The sequence below is a fragment of the Stenotrophomonas sp. GD03819 genome, from assembly GCF_029841665.1.
Taxonomy (GTDB): Bacteria; Pseudomonadota; Gammaproteobacteria; order Xanthomonadales; family Xanthomonadaceae; genus Stenotrophomonas; species Stenotrophomonas geniculata.
Genome location: NZ_JAOCEW010000022.1, coordinates 15015 through 38235 on the forward strand (window position 1 = coordinate 15015; position 23221 = coordinate 38235).

Genomic DNA, 23221 nt, shown 5'->3' on the forward strand with positions numbered 1-23221 from the left:
CGTGCATCAGCATCGCGCCGGCGGGATCTCGTGCACGGAGGTCGTGTAGTTCGGCGAGAGCATGTGCTGCCGCATGCCCCACGCTGGCCGCGCCTGCCAACCCGATGCGCCAAGGCCGGCCGTGCCGCGCCCGAACTTCTGGTTGATTCGGTCCATGGTGGCCATCAGCCTCTCGTTGCCAACCACCGTCGGCCCGAACAGATCCGCCTGCAGCTCATCCGGCCGGGCCAAGTCGAGCAGCGCCACGCCGGCCTTCTTGTATCCAATGCCGTCGCGGAGCAGCCCGCGCAGTAGCTTGCGCACGACGCCCAGCACCACGGTGGTGTCTGCGGTCGACGCGGGCAGGCCCACGGTCCTGCTGGCGTTGTGCTGCCGCAGCTCCGGCCGGAACGCGTCGGAATGGGCGAACACCCACACACCGGCGGTGACCAGGCCCCGGGCACGCAGCTTCTCGCAGGCGCGCACGGCGAAGGTGGCCAGCGCTTGGGCAACGGCTTCGTGATCCTCGACTCGGTCAGCGAACGATCGGCTGACCATGATCTGCTGCCGGTCCGGCTCCACCTCTTCCAGCTCCATGCAGGGGTGCCCCTGCAGCTCGCGTTGGGTGCGCGCGAGCGTCACCCCGAAGGTGGCCAGGATGTCGTCCGCCGGCGCATCGCGTAGAGCGGCCGCGGTGCTGATGCCCATGGCTTCCAGCCGCGGTGCCAGCCGGCGGCCAACGCCCCACAAATCCCCAACCGGGAAGGTGCGCAGCACCGAGTTCCGGTAGTCTGCGTCCCCGAGGTCGATCACGCCGTCGGCGCTCTTGGCCACCTTGTTGGCCAGCTTGGCCAGCGTCTTCGTGGGCCCGATGCCGATGCAGTTGGGAATGCCGGTCCATCGGTGCACACGTTGCCGCAGATCCCGGGCGAACCGCTCGCGGTCCCGCACACCCTCCAGATCGATGAAGCTCTCATCGATGCTGTAGACCTCCACCCGCGGCGCGGCTTCTCGCAAGATGGCCACGACGCGGGCGCTCATGTCGCCGTACAGGCCGAAGTTGGCCGAGCGCATCTGCAAACCGTGGCGACGCACCAGGTGCTTCAGCTCATGGGCCGGCTGGCCCATCTTGATGCCCAGGGCCTTGGCCTCGGCCGATCGCGCGATCGCGCAGCCATCGTTGTTGCTCAGCACCACCAGCGGCACGCCGCGCAGCGCCGGCTGGAACACGCGCTCGCAGCTGGCGTAGAAGTTGTTCCCGTCAACGAGCCCGAACATACGGGCCTCGGCGCTTCACTTGGCGAACCACGCCCACAACGGCGAACACCTCCACCTCGGTGGGCTGCTCGAGCACGATCGGCGGGAAGTCTGGGTTGGCCGAATGCAGCTCCATGTGGCTCTCGAACAGCTGCAGCACCTTGCACGTAGGCTGGTTCCCATCCCAGATGGCAATGACCAGATCCCCGGCCAGTGGCGTGACCGACCGGTCCACCACCAAGATGTCCCCATCGCTGACGCCGGCGCCGCTCATGGACCAGCCATCGGCCCGGTACAGGAACGTGGCGGCCGGGTTGCGCACCAGCAGGCGGTGCAGGTCGATCGCTTCATCCATGAAGTCGTCGGCTGGCGACGGGAAGCCCAGCCGCGCGCGCGCTGCTGCCAGGGGCACGAACTGCGCCGGGCCGTCGATCAGCGCCGGGCCGATGGGCTGCGCCAAGGTGTGGGGAAGGGGGAGGGACTGCATAGGCGTACTCTGGGAGCGGCTTGTCTCACGAGTCGAGACGGCACGCATATTAGTACAATTACTAACTCGTGGAGGTGAGGCATAAATTTGGCGCTTCCCGCGTGGCACGCCAGTTGCATGACCTCTAGTGGAGGCCTCCCAATCCTTAATGGATGGAATCTCGTTCAGAATTTCTCAGGGCGTGAGACGGGGGGGATATCTGGAAAGTGTGGAACGCGGTGTAAGATTCGCCGGCCAGGACGGCGTTCATAGGGGGAAGGGTGTCAACGTACGCAGAGGTTTTGGACATGCTTTCGGGCGAAGATCCGGGGCGCGACTACATTGTTATCGCAAGCCCGATCACGCGGGAGCTGCACTCACAGCTCAGCGACTTGCTTGCGAGCCGGCCGCTCAAGCCGCGGGCTACTGTCGTTCTGAGCACCTTCGGTGGCGACCCGGACGGTGGATACCGCATCGCTCGCTGTCTCCGTCATCATTACAAGGATGGGCTCCGGGTAGCAGTCCCGAGCTGGTGCAAGAGTGCCGGCACCTTGATCGCGATTGCTGCCAATGAGCTCGGTATTGGCGACCGGGGCGAGTTGGGCCCTCTCGACGTCCAGGTGTTCAAGGGAACCGAGCTGCAGGAGCGCAGTTCTGGGCTGGACATCACAGAAGCCCTTGGTGTCGTAGGACAGCATGTGCGGTGGGGGTACCACCAGATGCTGGGCGAAGCCAGGCGGATGGGGCTATCGACCAAGCTGGCTGCGGAAATGGCTGCCCACATTGGTGCTGCCATGGCTGCGCCGCTCCTGAACCAGGTGGATCCCCTGCGGCTCGGAGAGCTCCAGCGTGCTACTCGAATCGCCTTTGAGTACGGCGGGCGGCTGGATAGCTATTCGCAGAACCTTAAGGATGACGCCTTAAAATCACTGATCAATGACTACCCGTCTCATAGCTTCGTCATTGACCGAAAAGAAGCTTCGAACCTCTTCAAGAGGGTGTCCCCGCTGACCGCTGCGGAAAACGCTCTCGTTCAGTTTGCTTGGGGGATGTTGCAATACCCCAGCGAGCACCAGCAACCCCGATTCATCGATTTCCCGGTTCTTCCCAATTCCCACGAAGGTACGTCCCATGAATCCGACATTCCAGCTGCAGACGCAGACCCAAGCGCAGCCCCAAGCTCCGAACCGAGCCGTGGAGAGCCAGTGGACGCCGGGAATCCAGGGGCAGGTGGTACGCGCGTTCGAGTTCGCCCAGGACGCAATGGAGCGCAGGCGGGAAGTGGTGTGCCAGCCGACGCATCAGAGCCTGGTGCTGAGTAGTATCCACGGTCGATGACCGAATAAGGGCCCCTCCGGGGCCCTTTTTTCTGCCCGCTGGCGGTTGAGTGGGGGAGGTTGTTGGACCGTCGCGTTCTGCGCGACAGCGTGGTGCCAAGCTCTGATGATGACCTATCGTGGAAGTAGTCAGGCATCACTGGAGGCCCAGGCTGCGGCCAAGCTGCAGCAGGCATCGGATCTCGAACGGGATACCTCGGGGAGCTGGCGGTCCCGAGCGCGCCGGCAGCGTAGCGCACAACGGCTCCGGCAGGCGGCCAGTGGGCATCAGCGCGCCGCCAGCCGTCTGGCAGGCTTGGACCTGCCGGATGACCTGCCGTTCTAGCGGCCCGAGCCCTTGCGGATCTGCAGCACGGTGGCGCCCGCGCCGGTGAGCAGTTCAAGCAGCGCCTCAACGGCAGCGCGCTTCTCCGCGTCGTACTCGAAGAAGTTGTAGTGCCGCTTCTGGACACCGCTCAGGCCGTGGGACTGCAGGTGGCCACGAACTTCCTCGGACAGGCCCAGCGCCGCGAGCCGCGTTTCCACTGTGCGGCGCAGGTCGCCTGGCGTGAACGGCGATGCCAGTTCCCCAGCGGCAACCATGCTGGCCACTACCGGGTCCATGATGCCCCGGAACTCGTCATAGCTGGCCGCCTTCTTACCGGCGGTAAGCGAGAACAGGTGCGGACCTTCACCGTCGCCGCGTAACGTTTCGAGATCCGTGGCCATGCGGGGGAGCAGCGGCACCAGGTGCACGCGCGGCAGGCGCCGCCGGCCCTTGATGTCGAGCAGGCGGACGGAGCCGGTATCGGTGTCGGCGTCGTGGTCGTGATCTGACCATTGCAGCCGGATCATCTGAGCGATGCGTTGGCCGCCGGTCAGCAGGTGGAAGCGCAGGAGCGCGCCGGGTCGCCCGGGGATAACCTCGATCCTGCGCCAGTAGGCCCGAAGCTCCGCGACCGAAAGAACCCGGTCGCGCGGCTGCCCGCTGTCGAGCGTGGCCAAGTCGCGCGCTGGGTTCCTGGACACGTTGAGCGCACGCAGCGCGTCAGGGGCGGCGGCGTCCTGTTTTGCCGCGATCGCTGCCGCGTAGGCTGCGCGAAGGTACGACCTGACCTTGCCACCCTCGCGCATCTTCTTGCCGCGCACCAGGCGCGACAGGATCGGGATCAGGTCGTCCAGTTCCAGCTCGGATGCTGGGCGCGCCCACAGGGCTGGCCACGGCTTCTCGATGTGGCGCTTGATGGACGCTCGGGTGGCGTCGGCAGACACCTTTCCGGCGTCCTTCAGGCTCTGGGCATAGGCCAGCATCAGGGCACCGAGAGTGGCGCCTGATCGGCGCATCGATTCGGCCAGCGCCTCTTCCTTCGCGCGCTCCGCTGCCGCAGCTTCGGCGGTCATCGAGTCGCGCAGATCCCGCTCGCCGGCCTGGTACCGGCGGGACAATTCCGCCGCTGCCTCGCGCGCTGCCGTCAGTGCCAAGCCCGTGCCGATCAGCAGGCGGTCGCGTTGCCCGTTGGCCTTCGTGTACCGGTAGTAGAACCGCAGGTGCCCACCAGCCAGCTTGCGCACGTCCAGACAGCCGGTGCCACGCGGGGCCGGATCGGAGGCCCATTCGCCGACCGGCAAGGCGGCCAGTCCCTTCGCTGTAAGCATTCCCTTCATCGCGCCCATTGGTGACCGCTCGGTGACCGTTTGTCCGTGGAAAGTGGTGGACGATGATGGGCACAGGTGGTCTCACATCCTGAGAAAATCAACCACTTAGCTTAAAACGGGGCCGCTCATGGAAGGTCGTGGAAGCCCTGTAGAGGCCTCATAATCCCTTGGTTCCAGGTTCGAATCCTGGTGGGCCCACCACATAGACATCCGCGAGTGTCCGAAAGAGTCTATTTATCCACGTATATCTTGGCTTTCACGACGGTAGGATGTCCGCCTGTGTCTGTCGTCATCCGGTTGCATCCACTAAAAAAGTGAGTCAGTGTGTGTGTCATCGGGCTGTGTGGCCCTGGGTGACTCACAGGATCTTGACTCACATGCTGACTGACACCAAGTTGCGCGCACTCAAGCCCAGGGAAAGTCCCTTCAGGGTGGCTGACGCCAATGGCTTGTGCATCGAAGTTCGTCCATCAGGCGCTAAGGTCTGGCGTTACCGCTACCGCCACCTGGGCAAGGCAAGCATCGTCACTCTAGGTGAGTACCCTTCGATGCCCCTGCAGGCTGCCCGAGCCGAGCGGGATCGTCTACGTACTCAGTTGCGCAGCGGTGCAAACCCCGCACAGATGGCCAGGATCGAGAGAGCAGTGCAGGGGGAGCGGTCTGCCAACACTTTCAGTGCCATTGGCCTTGAGCTATTGGCCAAGCGGACGAAGGAAGGGCTGTCTCCTGGATCTGTCTTGCGGGAGCGAAGGTTGATCGAGAAGGACCTGGCAGGTCTGGCTGACTTGCCTATCGGTGACGTTAGTGCGCCCATCCTTTTGGCGGCGCTTAGGAAGCTTGAACAGCGAGGGGTCGTTGAGACGGCACACAGGGCAAGGGCGCATGCCGGCAGGATCTTCCGCTATGCCATTGCCACGGGGCGAGCTGATCGAAATCCCGCACAGGACCTCACAGGTGCGTTGGAGCAACCAAAGACCAAGCACTTCGCCAGTGTGACCGAGCCTGCTGCAATCGGTGAGCTCTTGCGCGCTCTCTGGGGCTACCAGGGGGCCTTTGTGACGCAGGCTGCCCTCAAGCTGGCTCCAATGCTGTTCGTGCGCCCAGGAGAGCTGCGGCAGGCCAAATGGGCTGACATCGATCTTGTGGCTGCCGAGTGGCGGTATGTGACCAGTAAGACAAAGACTTCGCACATCGTCCCGCTTTCCAGACAGGCGGTGGATGTCTTGCAGGGCCTCTACCCCTACACCAAGCGCAGTGAGTTCGTCTTCCCTAGTGTCCGTACTGCCCATAAGCCAATGAGTGAGAACACGCTCAATGCGGCCTTGCGCAACCTGGGCTTTGATTCGGACACCATGGTTGGGCATGGATTTCGTGCGATGGCGCGAACCGTACTGGATGAGGTGCTTGGGTATCGCCCTGACTACATCGAGCATCAGTTGGCGCATGCCGTAAAGGATCCCCTCGGTCGGGCCTACAACCGTGCCACCCATCTGCCCGAGCGTCGGAAGATGATGCAGGCTTGGTCGGACTATCTGGATCGCCTGCGCGAAGAACAGCCCAAGGTTTCCCCGTTTCTCGCTAAGCGCGCATAACCGCTAGTTCGTCAGGTGCTTGAAAAAAGCCATTGATATCAATGGCTTTTTTCATATCTGGGCTGACTGGTATGCCATCCGGTATGCCGCAGGCAGCTGGCTGCGGCTGGACCATTTTGGACATCGGGGCGCCTGCAAGTGGCGCGCATCGGCCCCTCTGGTTAGAGCAGTGCATGCGATGGGAGTAGACGGGCAGGGCATGGCCCTCTCGGCACATATGTCGACGGCATACGAGTGCGCTGGATCGGTGCGGCAAAGCGTCTTGAATCAGCGCATTGGTTTTCAGACAGGCTTGCGACTCCCAGTTGCGATCAGGGCCATCGGCAGCAGCTGGCTATGGTGTTGATCTTGGTGCCGTAGCATCCTGATGGCCGCTCTGCAGAGATCTGCAGGTGGATGGGCTGCCTCGAACTGGGGTGGTTATCAAAATGCAGCCCTTGTGTGATCATGATGGTAGTGTTTGGGTGGTTGCCGGCAGACCGCAGGCTTTCCCCTAGAACTCGTACAAGGAATTACTGACCCGGATGAGTGATCTTTCCCGGTAACGCACGGATGTCGAACGAACAGCTTGCAGATCTAACCCAGCCACAACGCGACCGGCTCGCGTTCGTGGAGTTGCGCGTGCGCTTCATCGGGGAGATACGTCGTCAGGACTTGGTCACGCGGTTTGGCATCCAGTCCGCCGCCGCATCCAGGGATCTGGCGCTGTACAAGGAGTTGGCCCCGGGCAACATCGACTACGACACTCGGGGTAAATCCTACGTCCTGGGGCCGGACTTTCACCCCATCTTCGACTTCCCTCCGGAGCGGGTCCTGTCGTGGCTGACCCGGAGTTTTGGCGATGGCGAGCCGATGCGGCTCAAGGCGTGGGTGGCCAGCGAGAGCCCGTCACGGCTCACGCATATGGATCTGGATGTGCTGGCGAGCGTGACTCGGGCGATTCACCAGGCGTGTCCGCTCGGCATCGAGTACCACTCCATCTCCAGTGGTCGCACCGAGCGGGAGATCGTCCCGTTCGCGTTGATCGACAACGGCTTGCGCTGGCTCGTCCGCGCCTTCGACCGCAAATCGCAGGAATTCCGGGATTTCGTCATTAACCGGATCAAGTGCCCCGTGGCGCTTAAGGCGCAGCTAGTGGCGCCCCACGAGATGAGTGATCAGGACATCCAGTGGACCAGGATCGTGGAACTGGAGTTGGTGCCGCACCCCAATCAACCGCGTCCCGAGATCGCGGAGATGGATTACGGCATGACTGGCGGCATGGTGAAGATGAAGCTTCGGGCAGCGACTGCCGGCTACATCCTGCGCAAGTGGAGCGTCGACTGCTCCGCAGACCACAGCCTTCGTGGGCCGGAGTACAGACTATGGCTGAAGGACCACTTGGCCTTGTACGGCGTCAAGAACGCCGTGCTGGCACCAGGGTATGCGCCCTTGGATGCGGCCCGAGCAGGAGCGGAATGTGACTGAACAATGGCTACCACTGCCGGCGCCGGTCGCGTCGGTAGAACAAACGAATGACGAGAATTGAGATGAAAGAATCCTACTTACCGACATTGCTGCAGATGAGGATGCTTGTCGGCTTCCTTGGCGAGCGTGCTCAGTACGCCTGGTGGCCAACGGCGTTCTATGAGGCATCAAGCAAGCTCTTCCTGGAGCCGGTCTTCTCGAAAACGTCTCGCCTCGCTCAGTACCACGGTGTGCTGGAAGCAGCCAGACGATTGCACGACGAGCATTTGAGCGTGGGTAGCTACCACCTGTTCAGGTTGCCCGAAGAGGTCGAGCAAGACCTGCACGCGACCGTGCAAAGTAGCGTGGGAGAAGAACTCGCCAGCCAGGCGCCACAAAGCAAAGAGGCTGCGCTTGATGCGTTGAAGCGATTGGCTGCCACGGGCGGCACTTCCAGCGTGGGTCCAACGGCGGTCGGGGGCATCAAGGATCTCGATTCCACCGACACACTGAAGGCTATCGCTGCGGCCTATCTATCGGCGTTCACACAGAACGCCAGAACTTATCCGTATCTGGTGGGGTGATCGTGGCCGACAACACGCCCTACACGACTCAGTTGCAAGCAGGCCTTGGGCTCGTCAACGAAACCAAGACGCTGCTCGACCTGTGGTCGCCTGGCATGTCGGCGAACCAGTTGCATCAGGTCGCACTGGAATCGGGTCGATTCCCCACCGTTACCGCGCGCCGACTTCGCAACATCGTCGTCGAATGCTTCGCTCCACGCTATCTCGTGGCAGGTGGTGCACCAGCAGCACATCTCAAGCGGCTGTCCGCAACGATATCCACGGCTGACCTGACGCAGCTCATGCTCGTTTTTACGAGTCGGGCCAACCCGATCCTTGGCGACTTCGTGCGCCACGTTTACTGGGCTCGGTACGCCGGTGGATATACCCTGATCACCAATGACGACGCGCGGACCTTTGTCGAGCGCGGCATCGATGACGGCAAGACCATCAAACGCTGGTCGGAAACCACTGTGCGGCGTGTCTCCGCCTATCTGACCGGATGCTGCGCCGACTACGGAATGCTCGAACGTGGACTGCGCTCAAGCCGTCGCATCCTGCCGTTCCGTATTTCGCCAGCCGTGGCCGCTTACTTGGCCTACGAACTGCACTTTTCCGGCGTCGGTGACAACGCTCTGCTGACCCACGAAGACTGGCAGCTGTTTGGCCTGGCGCGCGAAGACGTGCTGGAGGAAATCAAACGGCTCTCGCTGAAGGGGTTGCTCATCGTCCAGGCTGCTGGCGACGTGATTCGCATCAGCTGGAAACAACAAGACATGGAGGCGCTCTGCGATGTCCTCACTCAAAGCTGATTTCGACGAGTTGCGCGAGCGCATCCGCCACGGGCGTGAGCTCGGTCATGCGAGCTTCGAACCGATCTATTACCTCGTCTTCCCGCCAGAACAAATCCTCGAGGTGAAGCGGCAAACGCCCGCTTGGGTGGCCAAGCTGCACCAGGAAGGCTGGGATGTGCACACGTTCTCCATCGCTGAACAGATCTGGGCCCTACTGAAAGACGACCCGTTCTGGTCGCTGTGCGTGATGGAGGACAAGTCAGCGCCCTTGGATTGGCCACGTACCAACAAGGCGCTGGCGGACATCCTGACGGCGGATAACGGCCTGCTGAAGCGGCTGGAGGATGCCCTGCAGCCGCTCGAAGGCCAGCAGAACGCGCTGCTGTTGGTAACGGATCTTGAGGCACTGCATCCGTTTATGCGCATCGGCGCCATCGAAAGCCAGCTCCAGGGCAAGTTTCACGTGCCGACGATTTTTCTGTACCCCGGCGTGCGAACCGGCAAGACACGCCTGAAGTTTCTCGGCTTCTACCCGGAAGACGGCAATTACCGCTCCGTTCACGTCGGCGGCTGAACAGACAAAAGAACCCTGGGACAAACCATATGACCATTCGCTCACTCTTCGACCCAAGCAAGGACATCTACCGGACCATCGAGAAGGTCATCACCTATGGCGCCTCGCAAGAAGGCCGCCTCAAGGCTGAGATCTCCGAGTACGTGGTCACCGAGAGCATTGAGGAGCAGTTTCGCAAGCTCCTCGATCGCATGCAGCTCGCGATGGAGTCCGGTGGCGAGAATGAGGTGGGCGTTTGGGTCTCGGGCTTTTACGGCTCCGGTAAGAGCTCGTTTACCAAGTACCTCGGCTTGGCGTTTGATGATCAGCGCACCATCGACGGCACTCCGTTCATCAAATACCTGCAGGACCGCCTGCACAAGCCGCAGACCAAGGCTCTCCTCAGCACCGTGGCGCAGCGCTTCCCGGCCGCCGTGGTCATGCTGGACCTGGCCAGTGAAATGCTCGCCGGCGCCACCATGGAAGACGTCTCCACCGTCCTCTACTTCAAGGTGCTGCAGTGGGCCGGCTACTCGCGCAACCTGAAGGTTGCCGCTTTTGAGCGTATGGTCGAGAAGGACGGCCGCACGCCCGAACTCCATGAGCGCATCGCCCAGGCGCTACCAGGTGCCACCTGGGCTCGCGTGCAGAACAACCCACTGGCCATCGATGGCTTGATCCCGAAGATCGCCCATGAGATGTACCCGGCACTCTTCCCGGAGGCCAAGTCATTCTCGTCCAGCACCGAAGGCTTCTTCCAGTTCGAAGACCAGCGCGTGCAAGAGATGATCGACATCGTCCGCGAGAAGAGCGGCAAGCAGAACATCATCTTCATCGTCGACGAAGTTGGGCAGTACGTAGCCTCGCGCGACAACCTGATCCTAAACCTCGATGGTCTGGCCAAGAACCTCAAGAGGCTGGGCGATGGCAAGGCCTGGATCATCTCCACTGCGCAGCAGACCCTTACTGAGGACGATCCTCGCGCAGCGCTGAACTCGGACAAGCTCTATAAGCTGAAAGACCGCTTTCCGATTCAGATCGACCTGGAATCGAGCGACATCAAAGAGATCTGCTACCGACGTCTGCTCGGCAAATCACCGGCTGGCGAGACTGAGCTGGGCAAGCTGTTCGAAGCCCACGGCCAGGCGCTGCGGCACAACACCAAGCTGCAAGACGCCAAGTATTACGACGCGGACTTCAGCAAAGAGAGCTTCACCAATCTCTACCCATTCCTGCCGGCTCACTTCGACATCCTGCTGCACCTGCTGGGTGCACTGGCCAAGTCCACTGGCGGTATCGGCCTGCGCTCTGCGATCAAGGTGATCCAGGATGTCCTCAAGGGTGAAGGCGGCTCCAAGGCCATGGCCGATCAGCCCGTGGGCTGGCTCGCCACCACGGTCACCCTGTACGACGAGCTGGAAAAGGATATCCGCCGCGCCTTCACGTCTATTCATCAAGCGGTTGGCAAGGTCCAGATTCGCTTCCCGGATTCGCAGCTCCATCAGGACATCGCCAAGTCCGTCGCCGTGCTGCAGATTCTGGGCAACCTGCCGGTGTCAGTGCAGAACGTCGCCAGCCTGATGCATCCCTCCGTCACAGCAGCTTCGCAGCTCGACACGGTCAAGAAGGCCGTTGAAGAAATGCTGGGCGACGTGCATGTGCCGCTGGGCGAAAAGGATGGCAGCCTGGTATTCCTCAGCGAGAAGCTGCGAGATATCGAACAGGAGCGCGGCGCCATTGCACTGCGCACTGTCGACGTGAAACGCATCTTCAACGATGCACTGCGTGAGACCTTCGATCCGCTGCCCCGTGTCACCCTCCACGGCACGATGGCCGTCGCAACGGGCCTGAAGGTCCAGGCCGGCAGCGCCATCACCAGTCTGGCCGGTGATCAGAGCACCATCCAGACCGTTGTCGAGTTGGTGCCTGCCAGCGACTACGAGACCGCCAAGAACCGGATGCTGGATGACTCCCGCAGCCGCGCGGGCCGGAATGTCATCGGGCTCTTGGCTCGCGCCAATTCCGAACTCGACGATCTGGCAAACGAAATCTATCGCTGCCAGCGCATCGCCGAACTGCACCGCAACGAGCCCGACCAAGAGGTCAAGGACTACTGCACCGGCCAGCTCGACCGCGCCGCCAAGCTAGCGACCCAACTGCAGAGCAAGATCAAGCAAACCCTGCAAGCGGGCTCGTTTGTCTTCCGGGGCCAGGCTACGGCGGTATCGGCGCTGGATGCTGATCTGTTGGAGGCCGCCAAGAAGCTGCTCTCCGATGTGGCCGACCAAGTCTTCGACCGCTATGTCGAAGCCCCAGTACGCGCCGGAACCGACACCGCCGAGAAGTTCCTGAAAGTCGCCAACCCCGCAGCCATCAGCAGTGCACTGGACCCGCTCGGTTTGGTGCAAACCGTGGCCGGTCGTGCCTCGTTCAAAACCGACCATAAAGCGATGATCAGCATCCGCGACTACATCGACAAGCGCGGCACGGTCGATGGCAAGCGCCTGCTCGACGACTTCAGCAGCGCCCCGTTCGGGTGGTCGCCGGACACCACGCGGTACATAGTCGCGGCCATGCTTATGGCTGGAGAGATCAAGCTCAAGGTCTCGGGACGCGAAGTCACGGCCGCTGGGCAACAGGCCATCGATGCCCTGAAGACCAACAACTCCTTCAAGCAGATCGGCGTGGCCCTGCGCGACGAGCGCCCGTCCATCGAAATGCTCGGTCGGGCGGCAGAGCGGCTCACTGAACTGGTCGGTGACATGGTGATCCCGCTTGAGCAAGAGATCAGCAAGGCGGCGGCCAAGCACTTCCCGCGCTTCCAGCACGATTACGGCTCCTTGGCTGAAAAGCTCAGCGGCCTTGGGCTGGCGGGTAGCGAACGCATCCGTACTTTGAACCAGGACATTGCCGATGTCCTGTTCACCGATGCCTCCGACGCCCCGCAGCGCCTGGGTGCCGAAACCTCCGCCATTTACGACAATCTCAAGTGGGCCCTCGAAGTGAAGCGGGTGCTCGACAACGGGCTCGACGCCACCCTACGTGATTTGCAAGCTCATCGCCGCGACATCGAGGCATTGCCGGATACCGGTGTGCCAGGGGAGCTGCGCCGCGAACTTGCCGAAGATCTGGGAACCCAGTCAGAGCGCCTGGGCAAAGAAGACTTCTACAAACACACCGCCGACTTCAATTCGCAGCTCACCCATCTGAAGGGCCGCGTGCGCGATGCGGTCATCACGCTCTCCGACCAGCAAAAACTGCGTTTGAAGGAAGGTGTCGAGGATCTGCAGCGCATCCCCGAGTGGGAAGAGCTCACCCAGGAGGAGCGCGGCAACGCCGTGAACCGGCTGGACGGACTCGCCCTGGCTGCTACACAGGATCTGGCCGGACTCAAGAAGCTACTGGCCCGCGACTACGACATCAACAGCACTCTCGAAGACCTTAAGCGCTTCATTCAACGCCAGGGTCAGGAACGGCTTCGCCAGCGCATGGAAGAAGAGCGCGCCAAGACCGGCGGAAAAGGACCGGTCAAGCTCACCAAGTCAATTGCCGTGCCGGTGAAGATGACCTCTGCGGCAGACATCGACGCGCTGATTCAACAGCTCCACGAGATCAAGGCTCAGCTCGCGCTGTATGCCGAGATCGAAGTGTCATTTGCGCTCAAAGGAGAGTGACCATGCTCACGGCCATCACTTTGGAAGACTTCAAAAGCTACCGACAGGCAACATTACCGCTGTCTGCACTGACGGTACTGATCGGTGCTAATGCCTCAGGTAAGAGCAATGTCATCGAATGCTTGCGACTCTTGTCCTGGCTGGCTCAAGGGCAAAAACTTTCGGCTATCCGGTTTGCTGTGCAAAGCGGTGATCAAGTCGTGCGCGGTAAGCTTGAGGATTTGGCTTATCACCGTGGCGAGTCCTTTGGTTTGGGCGCGTATACGAATGCCACCGAGTGGAATCAGCTCAGTATGCGAATTGGCCGCCGCACGGATGGTCTGCATATCACAGAGGAAACCCTGACTCACACAGGTGCTTCTGTGCCGCTGTACACAATGGATCAACCCTCAAATGGCCAGGGCACTGACGCCAGAGTGGCGTACAACAACTTCGCAAAAGGCGGCAGAAAGCCACGTGTGACGTGCACTGACCAAGCGGCAATATTCACGCAGCTAACGAGCCCAGCTACTTTCGACGCGGCGCACAAAACATCGCGAGAGCGAATTCCTCCGATTACTAAAGACTTGGAGCAATTGCTTGCTGCCATTCTTTTTCTCGATCCCGTGCCAGCACAAATGCGTGAGTATGCGTTTCCCTCTGACAAAGACTTGCAAGGCAACGGCCGCAACGTCTCGGCGGTGTTATTCAATCTGTGGGGGCGTGAGGAACAAGCTCAGAATGAGCCTCATGCCAGCAACCGTGTCGCCATTCTAAGTTTCATTCAGAGCTTGCCCGAGCAAGATATCGCCGGCCTGTCCTTCCTAGAGGAGCCGCGCGGTGGCGTGATGGTTCAGCTCACCGAGACCTTTGGTGGCAGGACAGATCAGCGAGATGCTTCTTTGCTCTCCGATGGCACCTTGCGCGTTCTGGCTATTGCCGCTGCGATGTTGTCAGCCCCGGAAGGCAGTCTGGTGGTGATCGAAGAAATCGACAATGGCGTACACCCCAGCCGGGCTCACCACCTGCTGCAACAAATTCAAAACATCGCTAGCCAGCGCAACCTGCGCGTACTGCTCTCTACCCACAATCCAGCCATGCTGGATGCGTTGCCGGACAGTGCTGTACCTGATGTGGTTTTTTGCTATCGCCACCCTGAAGACGGCGCCAGCCGCCTGGTGCGCCTGGCCGATGTTCCTGACTATCCAGAACTGATAGCTCAAGGCACCCTGGGCCACCTGATGACCTCTGGTGCGTTGGAGCGCTTCGTCAAGTATCACCCAACGGGTGATGCACGCAAACAGCGTGCGCTGGATTGGCTGGCCAAGATGCGTTCGGGAGCCAGCAATGAGTGACATCGTCTTGCTGGATACGTCGGTGTATCTGAATGTTTTGGACGTGCCAGGCTTCAATCAAGATCGAGGCAACATCTTGGACGAATTTGTAGTCCGGGTTGAGCAAGGCGATTATTTCCTTTTGCCAATGGCTACCATTTGGGAGACTGGTGATCATATTGCCGACCTGGCCGATGGCCGTCTGCGTCGCCAGTTTGCTCAGTCACTCGTCGAGCAAGTTACACAGGCGTTCAATAACAAGGCGCCCTTTAGAACAACTTATTTTCCCGATAGCGAAGTCTTTCTACGCTGGCTTGGCGATTTCCCTGGCTATGCGCAACGCAATAAGTCAGACCGTCAAACTCGTGAAGGCGTCAGCCTCAGTGACCTCTCCATCATCAAAGAATGGGAGCAAACTCGCGACCGCCATGCCATGTCGCGTGTGTTGATTTGGTCGCTGGATCGAGATCTCGCCGCCTACGATACTGGAGCGCGCTAATCCATGGCCTTCGACCTAACAACAAGAAACCGCCTCCAGCGCTTCGTCAACGACGCGCGCCGCGTGCTGGAAGAGGAATTCACCCGCCAGCTGCAGAACGACTACGGCATGGACCCCAACGCGGGCACCGTGGCGGAGCTAGCCAGCCTGCGCCATATAAACGACGCGCAGCGCGAAACTGCCCGCATCCTGCGCGACACCCTGGCGCACTACACAGCCAGCGGCGACATGAACGCCATGCAGGGGCTGGATCGCATCGTGCGCGAGCAGGCCTTTACCGTGCTCAACCGCCTGGCAGCGCTGCGCATGGCGGAAGCGCGGGGGCTGCTGATCGAGTCGGTGGGCAACGGCTTCCAGGCCAAGGGCTTTCAGCTCTATGCGCGACTGGCCGGCACCGGCCTGGGTGAAACCGGCGATGCCTACCGTGTGTACCTGTTCAGTGTGTTTGATGAACTCGCGCAAGACCTGCCGGGCCTGTTCGACCGCTACTCACCGCAGGGCCGCCTGTTCCCGCGCGAGGCGGCACTGCTGCAAGTGCTGAACCTGATCAACGATGCCGACATCGCCCCACTGTGGAGCGAGGACGAAACCATCGGCTGGATCTACCAGTACTTCAACTCCAAAGAAGAGCGCAAAGCCATGCGCGATGCCAGCCAGGCGCCGCGCAACAGCCGCGAATTGGCCGTGCGCAACCAGTTCTTTACTCCGCGCTACGTGGTGGAGTTTCTGGTGGACAACACCCTCGGGCGTCTCTGGTTCAACGCGACCGGTGGGGTCACCGGCCTTCGGGAGCGCTGCCAGTACCTGCTGGTCAAGCCCGACGAAACGCTTCAAGCAGCCACCAAGCTGCGCGACCCGCGCACCCTCAAACTGCTGGACCCGGCCTGCGGCTCCATGCACTTCGGCCTGTATGCCTTCGATCTCTTTGCCGAGATCTATCGCGAGGCCTGGGCCTGGGAACAACAGCACGGGCCGGGCTCGCTGGAAGTCTCGACCCAGCCCCAGGCTGCGCTCAAACCACTGAGCCAGACCTATGAGGACGAAGCGGCATTCCTGTGCGACGTGCCGCGCCTGATCATCGAGCACAATATCTATGGCGTGGACATCGACCCGCGCGCCGCGCAGATCGCCTCGCTGGCGCTGTGGCTGCGGGCGCAACGTGCTTGGCACGACGCAGGAGTGAAGGCCAAAGACCGCCCGCTGATCGGGCGGGGCCATGTGGTGGCCGCCATTGCGCCGCCGGCAGAGCGTGAGTTGCGCCAGCAGTTTGCGGCCAACCTCGATCAGCGCGACGCCGAGCTATTCGAGAAGACGCTGCAACTGCTCAAGGGCCTGCCGGAGCTGGGTGTGCTGCTCCAGGTCGAGCGCGAACTGCCGAACTTGATTCGCCAGGTCTATGTCGGCAAAGGCACCGGCCTGTTTGCTGCGCAGGAGCAAGAGAACTGGCAGCAAGCGGAGGCGCGCCTGCGTGAGGCGCTGACCGAGTTTGCCCAGGCGGCGAAATCCACCTACCAAGGGCGGCTTTTTGCACAGGACGCATTGCAAGGTCTCCGGCTCATCGATCTATGCCGTGAAGTGTTCGATGTCGTGGTGATGAATCCGCCTTTTGGCGCACTGGCTGCCAACACAAAGAACCAGCTCGCCAAAGCCTACCCGCGCAGCAAGAACGACCTGCTGGCCATCATGGTCGAGCGTGGCCTGGAACTGCTGCGCTCTGGAGGGCGCATTGGCGCCATTACATCGCGCACTTGCTTCTTCCTCTCTAGTTTTCAGAAGTGGCGGGAGGATGTGGTGCTGGGCGTTGCCCGCCCCGAAGTGATGGCCGACCTTGGGCTTGGAGTAATGGACGATGCAATGGTCGAGGCTGCTGCCTATGTATTGGAGAAACAGGCATGACAATCTTTCTACGCCTGCTAGCGGATAAAGATAAAGCCACTAATTTGCTGGCCAGTTGCAGCGCCTTGCGTACAGGACAGAGTGATGCGCGGTCATTTCAGGTGGCGCCGGAATCGTTCCGGGCAGTACCGGGCTCGCCATTCGCTTATTGGGTGAGCGGAGAGGTACGTGAAAAGTTCAGCCAATTTGACAGATTTGAGTGTGATGGCCGGTTTGTAAAACACGGGCTTACGACTGGAAACGACGATCGTTTCCTGCGGGCATGGTGGGAATCTATGAACCCTGATGGGTGGTTGCCGTTTGCAAAAGGCGGCAGTCATTCACCTTACTATGCGGACCAACAGCTCCTCCTGAAATGGGTGGATGAAGGGGGCGAGTTGCGGGCTGGCTATCAAACAAAGGCGATCGCTGGCACACGGCTTGACGGTAATGAGTATTTCGGTCGCAAGGGGTTGACGTGGCCGCTGCGATCGCGAAGCTTTTCACCTCAAGCACTGGCGAGCGCAAGTAGCTTTTCAGCCCGTGGATACTGCGCATTCTTCCCAGAGGGAGATGAATTGATAGCGCTGGCGTTATTTAATAGTCAAGCCTTTGATTATCTCTTTAAGGTTGCTCTAGGTCGCTTTGGGTTCCCCGAGTTTATCGTCGGTATTTTGCAGTTGCTTCCCTGGCCCTCGATTGGAGATGCACAATCATCTCAGCTGGCAAGATTGTCGTGCCGCGCCTGGTCCCTCAAGCGCACATTGGACACCATCGAAGAGACCTCTCATGCGTTTGCGCTGCCTGCCGCGCTGCGCTCTCGCCTGGGCGATTACGACCCTCCCGCTATTGAAGCAGAGCTTGCCCGCATTCAGGCTGAGATCGACGCCATCGCCTTCGACCTCTATGGCTTTTCCGATACCGACCGCACCGCCGTACAGGCCAGCCAGGGGGCGGCGAGCGCAGCGGACGAACTCCTCGACGAGGAGGCCGACGACGAAGACCGCGTAGCGCCGGGCGACCACACGGCGGGCCTGTTAAGTTGGACTGTCGGCGTGGCATTTGGCCGTTTCGACTGGCGCTTGGCCATCGGCGAGCGCGCCGCACCTGCCGAGCCAGAACCCTTCGAGCCACTGCCTGCCAAGAGCCCAGGCATGCTGCCGGGCGGGGCCGCGCCCTTCCATGTGCACGAAGGCATCCTGGTGGACGACCAAGGGCACCCGCATGACCTCGCGCGTCTGGTGGAGGAGGTATTGGCTCGCGTGGATATCGCGGTGCCGGAAGACGTGCGTCGCTGGCTGCAACGGGATTTCTTTGCTTTCCACCTGCAGCGCTACACCAAGAGCCGCCGCAAAGCGCCTATCTACTGGCCGCTGTCCACCGCATCTGGCAGCTACACGCTGTGGGTTTATTACCCCAGCCTCAGCAGCCAGACACTGTATACGGCGATCAACGACTTCGTCGAACCCAAGCTCAAACAAGTCGGCGCTGACGTGACGGCTCTGCGCAACAAGGGTTCTGCTCGGACCCGTGACGACGAAAAGCAGTTCGAGACGTTGCAAGCTTTCGAGCTGGAGTTGATCGAGCTACGTGACACCCTGCTCAAGCTCGCGCCAACCTACAAGCCCAATCACGATGATGGCGTGCAGATCAGCGCCGCGCCGCTGTGGCCGCTGTTCCGCCACAAGCCCTGGCAGAAGGTGCTCAAAGACACCTGGGCCAAGCTGGAAAAAGGCGACTACGACTGGGCGATGCTCGCCATGAACTACTGGCCCGAGCGCGTTCGCGAGAAGTGCAAGACCGACAAGTCGCTCGCCATCGCGCATGGCCTGGAGGATTTGTACATCGAGCCCGAGGTAGCGCCGAAGAAGACGCGCGGCAGAAAGAAGACCGGAGGCGATGAATGATTCAGGACGTCAAAGCGCTGCCGGTCAGCTTCTACTTCAGCCCCGATGGGACCACGTCGTTCTTCATTCCCAAGTACCAACGCGAGTATGTATGGGGCGGCAAGAACTGGGACGCGCTGTTCAACGACCTGGAGGAGTCGCCAAGTGGGCACTTTCTGGGCTCCATCATCTGCGTGAACACCCAGCAAGATGGCATGGCCGGTGGCCGACTTGAGCTGATCGACGGCCAGCAGCGGTTTACCACCATCAGCCTGTTGTTCTGTGCGTTCTACGACAAGCTGAATGCCATTCCGAATCCGGATCGCCGTCTGCTGGTGGAGCTGGACAACCTGGAAAGCCGCATCTTCGTCCGCACTTCTGGCCAGTGGCGTCTGGAGCCCAGCGAGCAAGCGCAGAACAAGACAGATTTCCAGAAGGTGCTGAGCGATCTGTTTCCCAAGCAGGTGAAAGCGCCGAAGGGCTTGAGCAATTTCGGAAACCGCCGCATTGCGCGCGCCTACCGCTACTTCTGTGAGCGACTGGAAGGGCTGAGCCAGGACAGCGCACTGGCCCTGCTGGAAAAGCTCAAAGCGGCCATGCTGGTCAAGATCGAGGTGCGCAGCCATTCCGACGCATTCATGTTGTTCGAGTCGATTAACAACCGGGGTATCCCGCTCTCGGCCATCGACATCATCAAGAACAACCTGCTGGCCGAGTTGGACAAGCGTCCGGACTATGGCATCGACCGGGCATTTGACGAGTGGAAAGACCTGATCGACCTGTTGCCCGACCCGGCGGTGCAGGAGCGCTTCCTGCGCCAGCTTTACAACATGTTCAAGTACCTCAAGCGGGTCGAGGTCAAAGGTTGTACCCGCGCCACGCGCTCGAACCTGATCACCATCTACGACACCCTGCTGCGCAAGCGACCGGTCTGGCTGTTCGGTGCGCTTCAGGCCAAGGGCAAAACCTACTCGGCGCTGCTCAATCCCATGGTTGCACGCGCGGAATGGGGCGACGCTGCCGCAGCGGCCTTGCAAGACCTGCAGCGCCTAGGAGCCGCGCCGGCTTACGCATTCTTGTTGTGGGCCAGCCAGGTCGCGCAGAGCCAGAAGTGGAATGAGGGCGACGCATTGAGCCGCTTGGCCGCTTTGCTCACCAAGTGGTTCTTTTGGCGGAACCTCACCGATATGCCGCCGACCCGTGAACTCGACCCGATGTTCATGGAACTGGTCAGCCACCTGCTGACGCAGATTCGCAGTTGCGAGATCACGGCGCTGGACGGCTTCATCCAGCAGAGCAGTAATTGGTTGCTGGGACGGGCAGCCCCGCAGGATGTTTGCGAGTCGCGCCTCAAGGGCGATGTGTACCTGGAGAATTACGACGCCACGCGGTTCATGCTCTGCAAGCTGGAAGAGACACACCAAACCCGTGAAAACAAACGCGACCTGTGGGTGCATGACGCCAATGATCGCCCCGTTTTTACCGTCGAACACATCCTGCCGAAGACCGAAAACTTGGGGCCGGGCTGGGTGACGATGCTCGAAGGGAACCAGAAAGGCACTGCGGCTGCCATTCGCGAGCGCTGTGCGCACCAGCTCGGCAACCTGACCCTGAGTGGCTACAACTCCAAGCTCGGCACGATGGAATTCTTGAAGAAGCGCGATCGCAAGAACGATCAGGGTGATTTCATTGGCTACCGCAACGGCTTGTACCTGAATGCCGACTTGGCCAGCCGAGATGATTGGAACGAGGCCGCCATTACGGCGCGAACAGACAAGATGCTCAAGGAGGTGATGTCCATCCTGAGCCTGCGGGGTGACAAATGACGATTGCAGAATTCATTCGAGAAAGCGTACTGCGGCCGCGTCTGAAGCAAGCTGGCGCCTTGGTGGTGTATGACGCCGACAAGCGCTACCGCGAGCTGTGTTTCGACTTGGCGGCTGACAAGGTGCGGGTGGTAGATGCGTCTGAAAGCAGCATCGAAAGCCGCGAGGCAGCGCTGCTGGCGCTGCGCGATGTAGGACAGCCCAAGGCGCCCTTGGAAGGTGTGTTGATCTATGTTCCCTCCAAGCGGCCAGAGACAGACGAGCAAAAGCAAGCTGATCCATTCGCGCTGTACGCAGAATGCGGCGCGGTGTTCCCGCAAGACGATGGCGACGAGTACCTGAGCCTGTGCCTGCGTGCTAAGCCAGATTACGCGACAGAAATTCGAAGCCTATTTGTGCGCGAACCACGACCGCAGTATGCGGTGATTGACGCCATTGGCGGCGGTGTGAGTTGGCCCCAGTTGCGAGCCACTCTGCGGGTGGAGTCCGGCCGCGAGATTCTGGCCGCATTGCTGGCCCCGAGTGCCAGTCAATCCGAGGCGCTCAAGGGGCAGGAAGGCTGGGTGCAAGAGGCGCGTGATTTCCTCCGAGCCACTCTGGGCCTGAGCGTGAAAACGCGCGGCAAGACCTGGTCCGCCCTGGCGGATGAGCTGTGGCGCTACGTGCTGTTCAGCGAGTTCGTGTTTGATTTGCCGGTGGCATTGCCGGACACCTTGAAGGGGGTGCCGCACGCACCGATGGAAGCCAAACCCATCGTCGAGGATGTGTGCGACCGTCTGCGCAGCGACCCGAAGTCACGCGCGATATACATCGAGCGCGCCGAGACCACCGAGGCGGAGCTCAACCTGACCGATCTGTGCGGTGCGATTGAAGACCTGGGCGAGCGCGACACCTTCCCCTTCGAAGAGCGGACCTTCCTGCGCACTGCGATCAAGGGCATTATCAGCGGTGACACCGATGCCACGCGCCGTGTGCTGACCCGCCACAAGAGTTCGGTATGGCTCGGCAAGGGCGAAAGCCAGGCCCAGTGGGAGCTGGTGCGGTCTGGCTTGAGCCTGGTTGAGGCCTGCGACGATTTTGAGCGCCAGCTACCGGATCACGCCCGCTCGCAAGCGGAGCTGATCGACTTCTACCTGGGCAGCCTGCGTGAAGCAGATCGTCTGCAGCGCGAGTTCGAACAAGCGGCGGGCGACTTCCTCGACCCGCATGGCTTGATGCATGAAGTGATCAGCCAAGCTCGGGCGCGTTATCGCCGTTTGGCAGAGAAGGTTCAGGGCGTGTTTGTGAAGCACGTTGAGTCCGCCGGTTGGCCACCCACTGGGCGCCTGGCCAATGCCGATGCCTTTGATCGGCTGGTGGCTGATCGACTCAAGGAAAGCGGACGCAAAGTGGCCTACCTGATGGTGGACGCCCTGCGTTACGAGTTGGGCGTGGCCCTCGAAAAGCTGCTGGCGGAAGACGGTCCCGTCGAACTGCAAGCGGCCTATGCGCAGCTTCCGACCATCACCCTGGTGGGCATGGCGAGCTTGCTGCCTGGCGCACGCACGGGGCTGACCCTATCACTGGAGAACGATTCCCTGGTGCCCAAGCTGGCGGGCGCGCCGGTGAGCAATGTCCCGCAACGCATGGGTGTGCTGGCCAAGCTGTATGGCGACCGCTTCGCGGAAATGCCGCTGAACGACTTTGTTCGCGGTAAGCCAAAGATTGCCGAAACCGTCGACCTGCTGGTGCTGCGCTCCACGGAAATCGACAGCCAACTGGAAAGCAACCCCGAGACAACGCTCGGGCTGATCCCTGGCACGCTGAAGCTGATCCGCGTGGCACTGCATAAGCTGCGTGGCATGGGCTTCAAAGAGGCGGTCATCGTCACCGACCACGGCTTCTTCCTGAACGCGCAAGCAGAAGCTGGCGATGTATGCGTGAAACCGCAAGGCAAGTGGCCGGTGAATGCCCATGACCGCATGATGCTGGGCGACGGCACAGCGGATGGTCACAGCTTGGTTGTCAGTGCAGAGAAGGTCGGCATTCGCGGTGATTTCACCCAAGTGGCACTACCGCGCAGCATGGCGCCTTATCGCTCAGGGCACCTGTATTTTCACGGCGGAGCATCCCTGGCCGAGGCCGTTGTGCCGGTGTTGGTGGCCAGGTTGGATACCGCTGCTCATGCGGAACTGCGCAAGGCGGTGGTGGAGTTGAGCTACAAGAACGGCGCCAAACGAATAACTACGCGATTGCCGGTCATCGAAGTGATACTGGTGGCCGACGACATGTTCTCGCAAGACATGAGCGTGGAGATCTTGCTGGAAGCGCAAGACAGCAAGGGCAATGTGGTGGGAGAGCCGCGCCCAGGTGGCGATGTGAACCCCGCGACCAGAACTGTGACCCTGATGCCAGGCCAGCGCAAGCAGATTGCGCTGCGAATGGATGATGAGTTCAGAGGCAAGTTCTCGGTCAAAGCGCTGAACCCAACGACTCTGGCTGCCTACAGCAATCTGGCGCTTGAAACCGACTATACGGAATGAGCCC

General features: G+C 61.0%; 16 protein-coding genes. 13 read left to right on the forward strand and 3 right to left on the reverse strand.

Translation table 11 applies throughout. The annotated features are described in order from the left end of the window. Positions 1-6 precede the first annotated feature (6 nt). Both N5D45_RS14155 and umuD read right to left on the reverse strand, forming a co-directional pair. Positions 7-1257, reverse strand: coding sequence for a Y-family DNA polymerase (locus N5D45_RS14155; protein WP_279939159.1), 1251 nt, complete (start codon positions 1255-1257; stop codon positions 7-9). After that, positions 1241-1723, reverse strand: coding sequence for a translesion error-prone DNA polymerase V autoproteolytic subunit (gene umuD / locus N5D45_RS14160; protein WP_279939161.1), 483 nt, complete (start codon positions 1721-1723; stop codon positions 1241-1243). Before umuD ends, N5D45_RS14155 begins: the two co-directional genes overlap by 17 nt. A gap of 287 nt (positions 1724-2010) precedes the next feature. Here umuD and N5D45_RS14165 point away from each other — a divergent pair, with 287 nt between their 5' ends. Continuing rightward, a complete protein-coding gene (locus N5D45_RS14165; protein WP_279939163.1) occupies positions 2011-3024 on the forward strand; it encodes a hypothetical protein in 1014 nt (337 codons plus the stop codon). Positions 3025-3360: 336 nt separating this feature from the next. On the opposite strand, the gene N5D45_RS14170 is transcribed toward N5D45_RS14165, so the two are convergent. Further along, positions 3361-4692: a hypothetical protein gene (locus N5D45_RS14170; RefSeq protein ID WP_279939164.1), complete on the reverse strand. Its 1332-nt coding sequence runs from the start codon at positions 4690-4692 to the stop codon at positions 3361-3363. 359 nt (positions 4693-5051) lie between these two features. Here N5D45_RS14170 and N5D45_RS14175 point away from each other — a divergent pair, with 359 nt between their 5' ends. From N5D45_RS14175 to N5D45_RS14230, 12 genes are all read left to right on the forward strand, one after another. Continuing rightward, the gene (locus N5D45_RS14175; RefSeq protein WP_099490581.1) at positions 5052-6266 is read left to right on the forward strand and encodes an integrase arm-type DNA-binding domain-containing protein; all 1215 of its coding nucleotides are present in this window, start codon (positions 5052-5054) and stop codon (positions 6264-6266) included. Between the two features lie 552 nt (positions 6267-6818). Beyond that, positions 6819-7733 carry a WYL domain-containing protein gene (locus N5D45_RS14180; protein WP_062607686.1) on the forward strand — a complete coding sequence of 305 codons (915 nt, stop codon included), beginning with the start codon at positions 6819-6821 and terminating at the stop codon, positions 7731-7733. A 62-nt stretch (positions 7734-7795) separates the two neighbouring features. Then, complete coding sequence (locus N5D45_RS14185; protein WP_231098242.1) at positions 7796-8296, forward strand: BrxE family protein; 501 nt, start codon at positions 7796-7798, stop codon at positions 8294-8296. 2 nt (positions 8297-8298) lie between these two features. After that, positions 8299-9087, forward strand: coding sequence for a BrxA family protein (locus N5D45_RS14190; RefSeq protein WP_062607783.1), 789 nt, complete (start codon positions 8299-8301; stop codon positions 9085-9087). Beyond that, positions 9068-9643 (forward strand): BREX protein BrxB domain-containing protein, encoded by a 576-nt coding sequence (locus N5D45_RS14195; protein ID WP_004146420.1) that lies wholly within the window; start codon positions 9068-9070, stop codon positions 9641-9643. The genes N5D45_RS14190 and N5D45_RS14195 overlap by 20 nt, the downstream gene beginning before the upstream one ends. A 29-nt stretch (positions 9644-9672) precedes the next feature. Continuing rightward, positions 9673-13296 carry a BREX system P-loop protein BrxC gene (brxC, locus tag N5D45_RS14200; RefSeq protein WP_279939167.1) on the forward strand — a complete coding sequence of 1208 codons (3624 nt, stop codon included), beginning with the start codon at positions 9673-9675 and terminating at the stop codon, positions 13294-13296. A gap of 2 nt (positions 13297-13298) precedes the next feature. Continuing rightward, complete coding sequence (locus tag N5D45_RS14205) at positions 13299-14630, forward strand: ATP-binding protein (protein WP_004146423.1); 1332 nt, start codon at positions 13299-13301, stop codon at positions 14628-14630. Then, positions 14623-15108 carry a hypothetical protein gene (locus tag N5D45_RS14210; protein WP_062607680.1) on the forward strand — a complete coding sequence of 162 codons (486 nt, stop codon included), beginning with the start codon at positions 14623-14625 and terminating at the stop codon, positions 15106-15108. The genes N5D45_RS14205 and N5D45_RS14210 overlap by 8 nt, the downstream gene beginning before the upstream one ends. 3 nt (positions 15109-15111) lie before the next feature. After that, positions 15112-17004, forward strand: a complete 1893-nt coding sequence (locus tag N5D45_RS14215) for an SAM-dependent methyltransferase (RefSeq protein WP_279939168.1) — start codon at positions 15112-15114, stop codon at positions 17002-17004. Continuing rightward, a complete protein-coding gene (locus tag N5D45_RS14220; protein ID WP_032968946.1) occupies positions 17001-18890 on the forward strand; it encodes a hypothetical protein in 1890 nt (629 codons plus the stop codon). The genes N5D45_RS14215 and N5D45_RS14220 overlap by 4 nt, the downstream gene beginning before the upstream one ends. Next, positions 18887-20695, forward strand: a complete 1809-nt coding sequence (locus N5D45_RS14225) for a DUF262 domain-containing protein (protein ID WP_062607675.1) — start codon at positions 18887-18889, stop codon at positions 20693-20695. Before N5D45_RS14220 ends, N5D45_RS14225 begins: the two co-directional genes overlap by 4 nt. Continuing rightward, complete coding sequence (locus tag N5D45_RS14230; RefSeq protein WP_062607673.1) at positions 20692-23217, forward strand: PglZ domain-containing protein; 2526 nt, start codon at positions 20692-20694, stop codon at positions 23215-23217. Before N5D45_RS14225 ends, N5D45_RS14230 begins: the two co-directional genes overlap by 4 nt. Positions 23218-23221 lie beyond the last annotated feature (4 nt).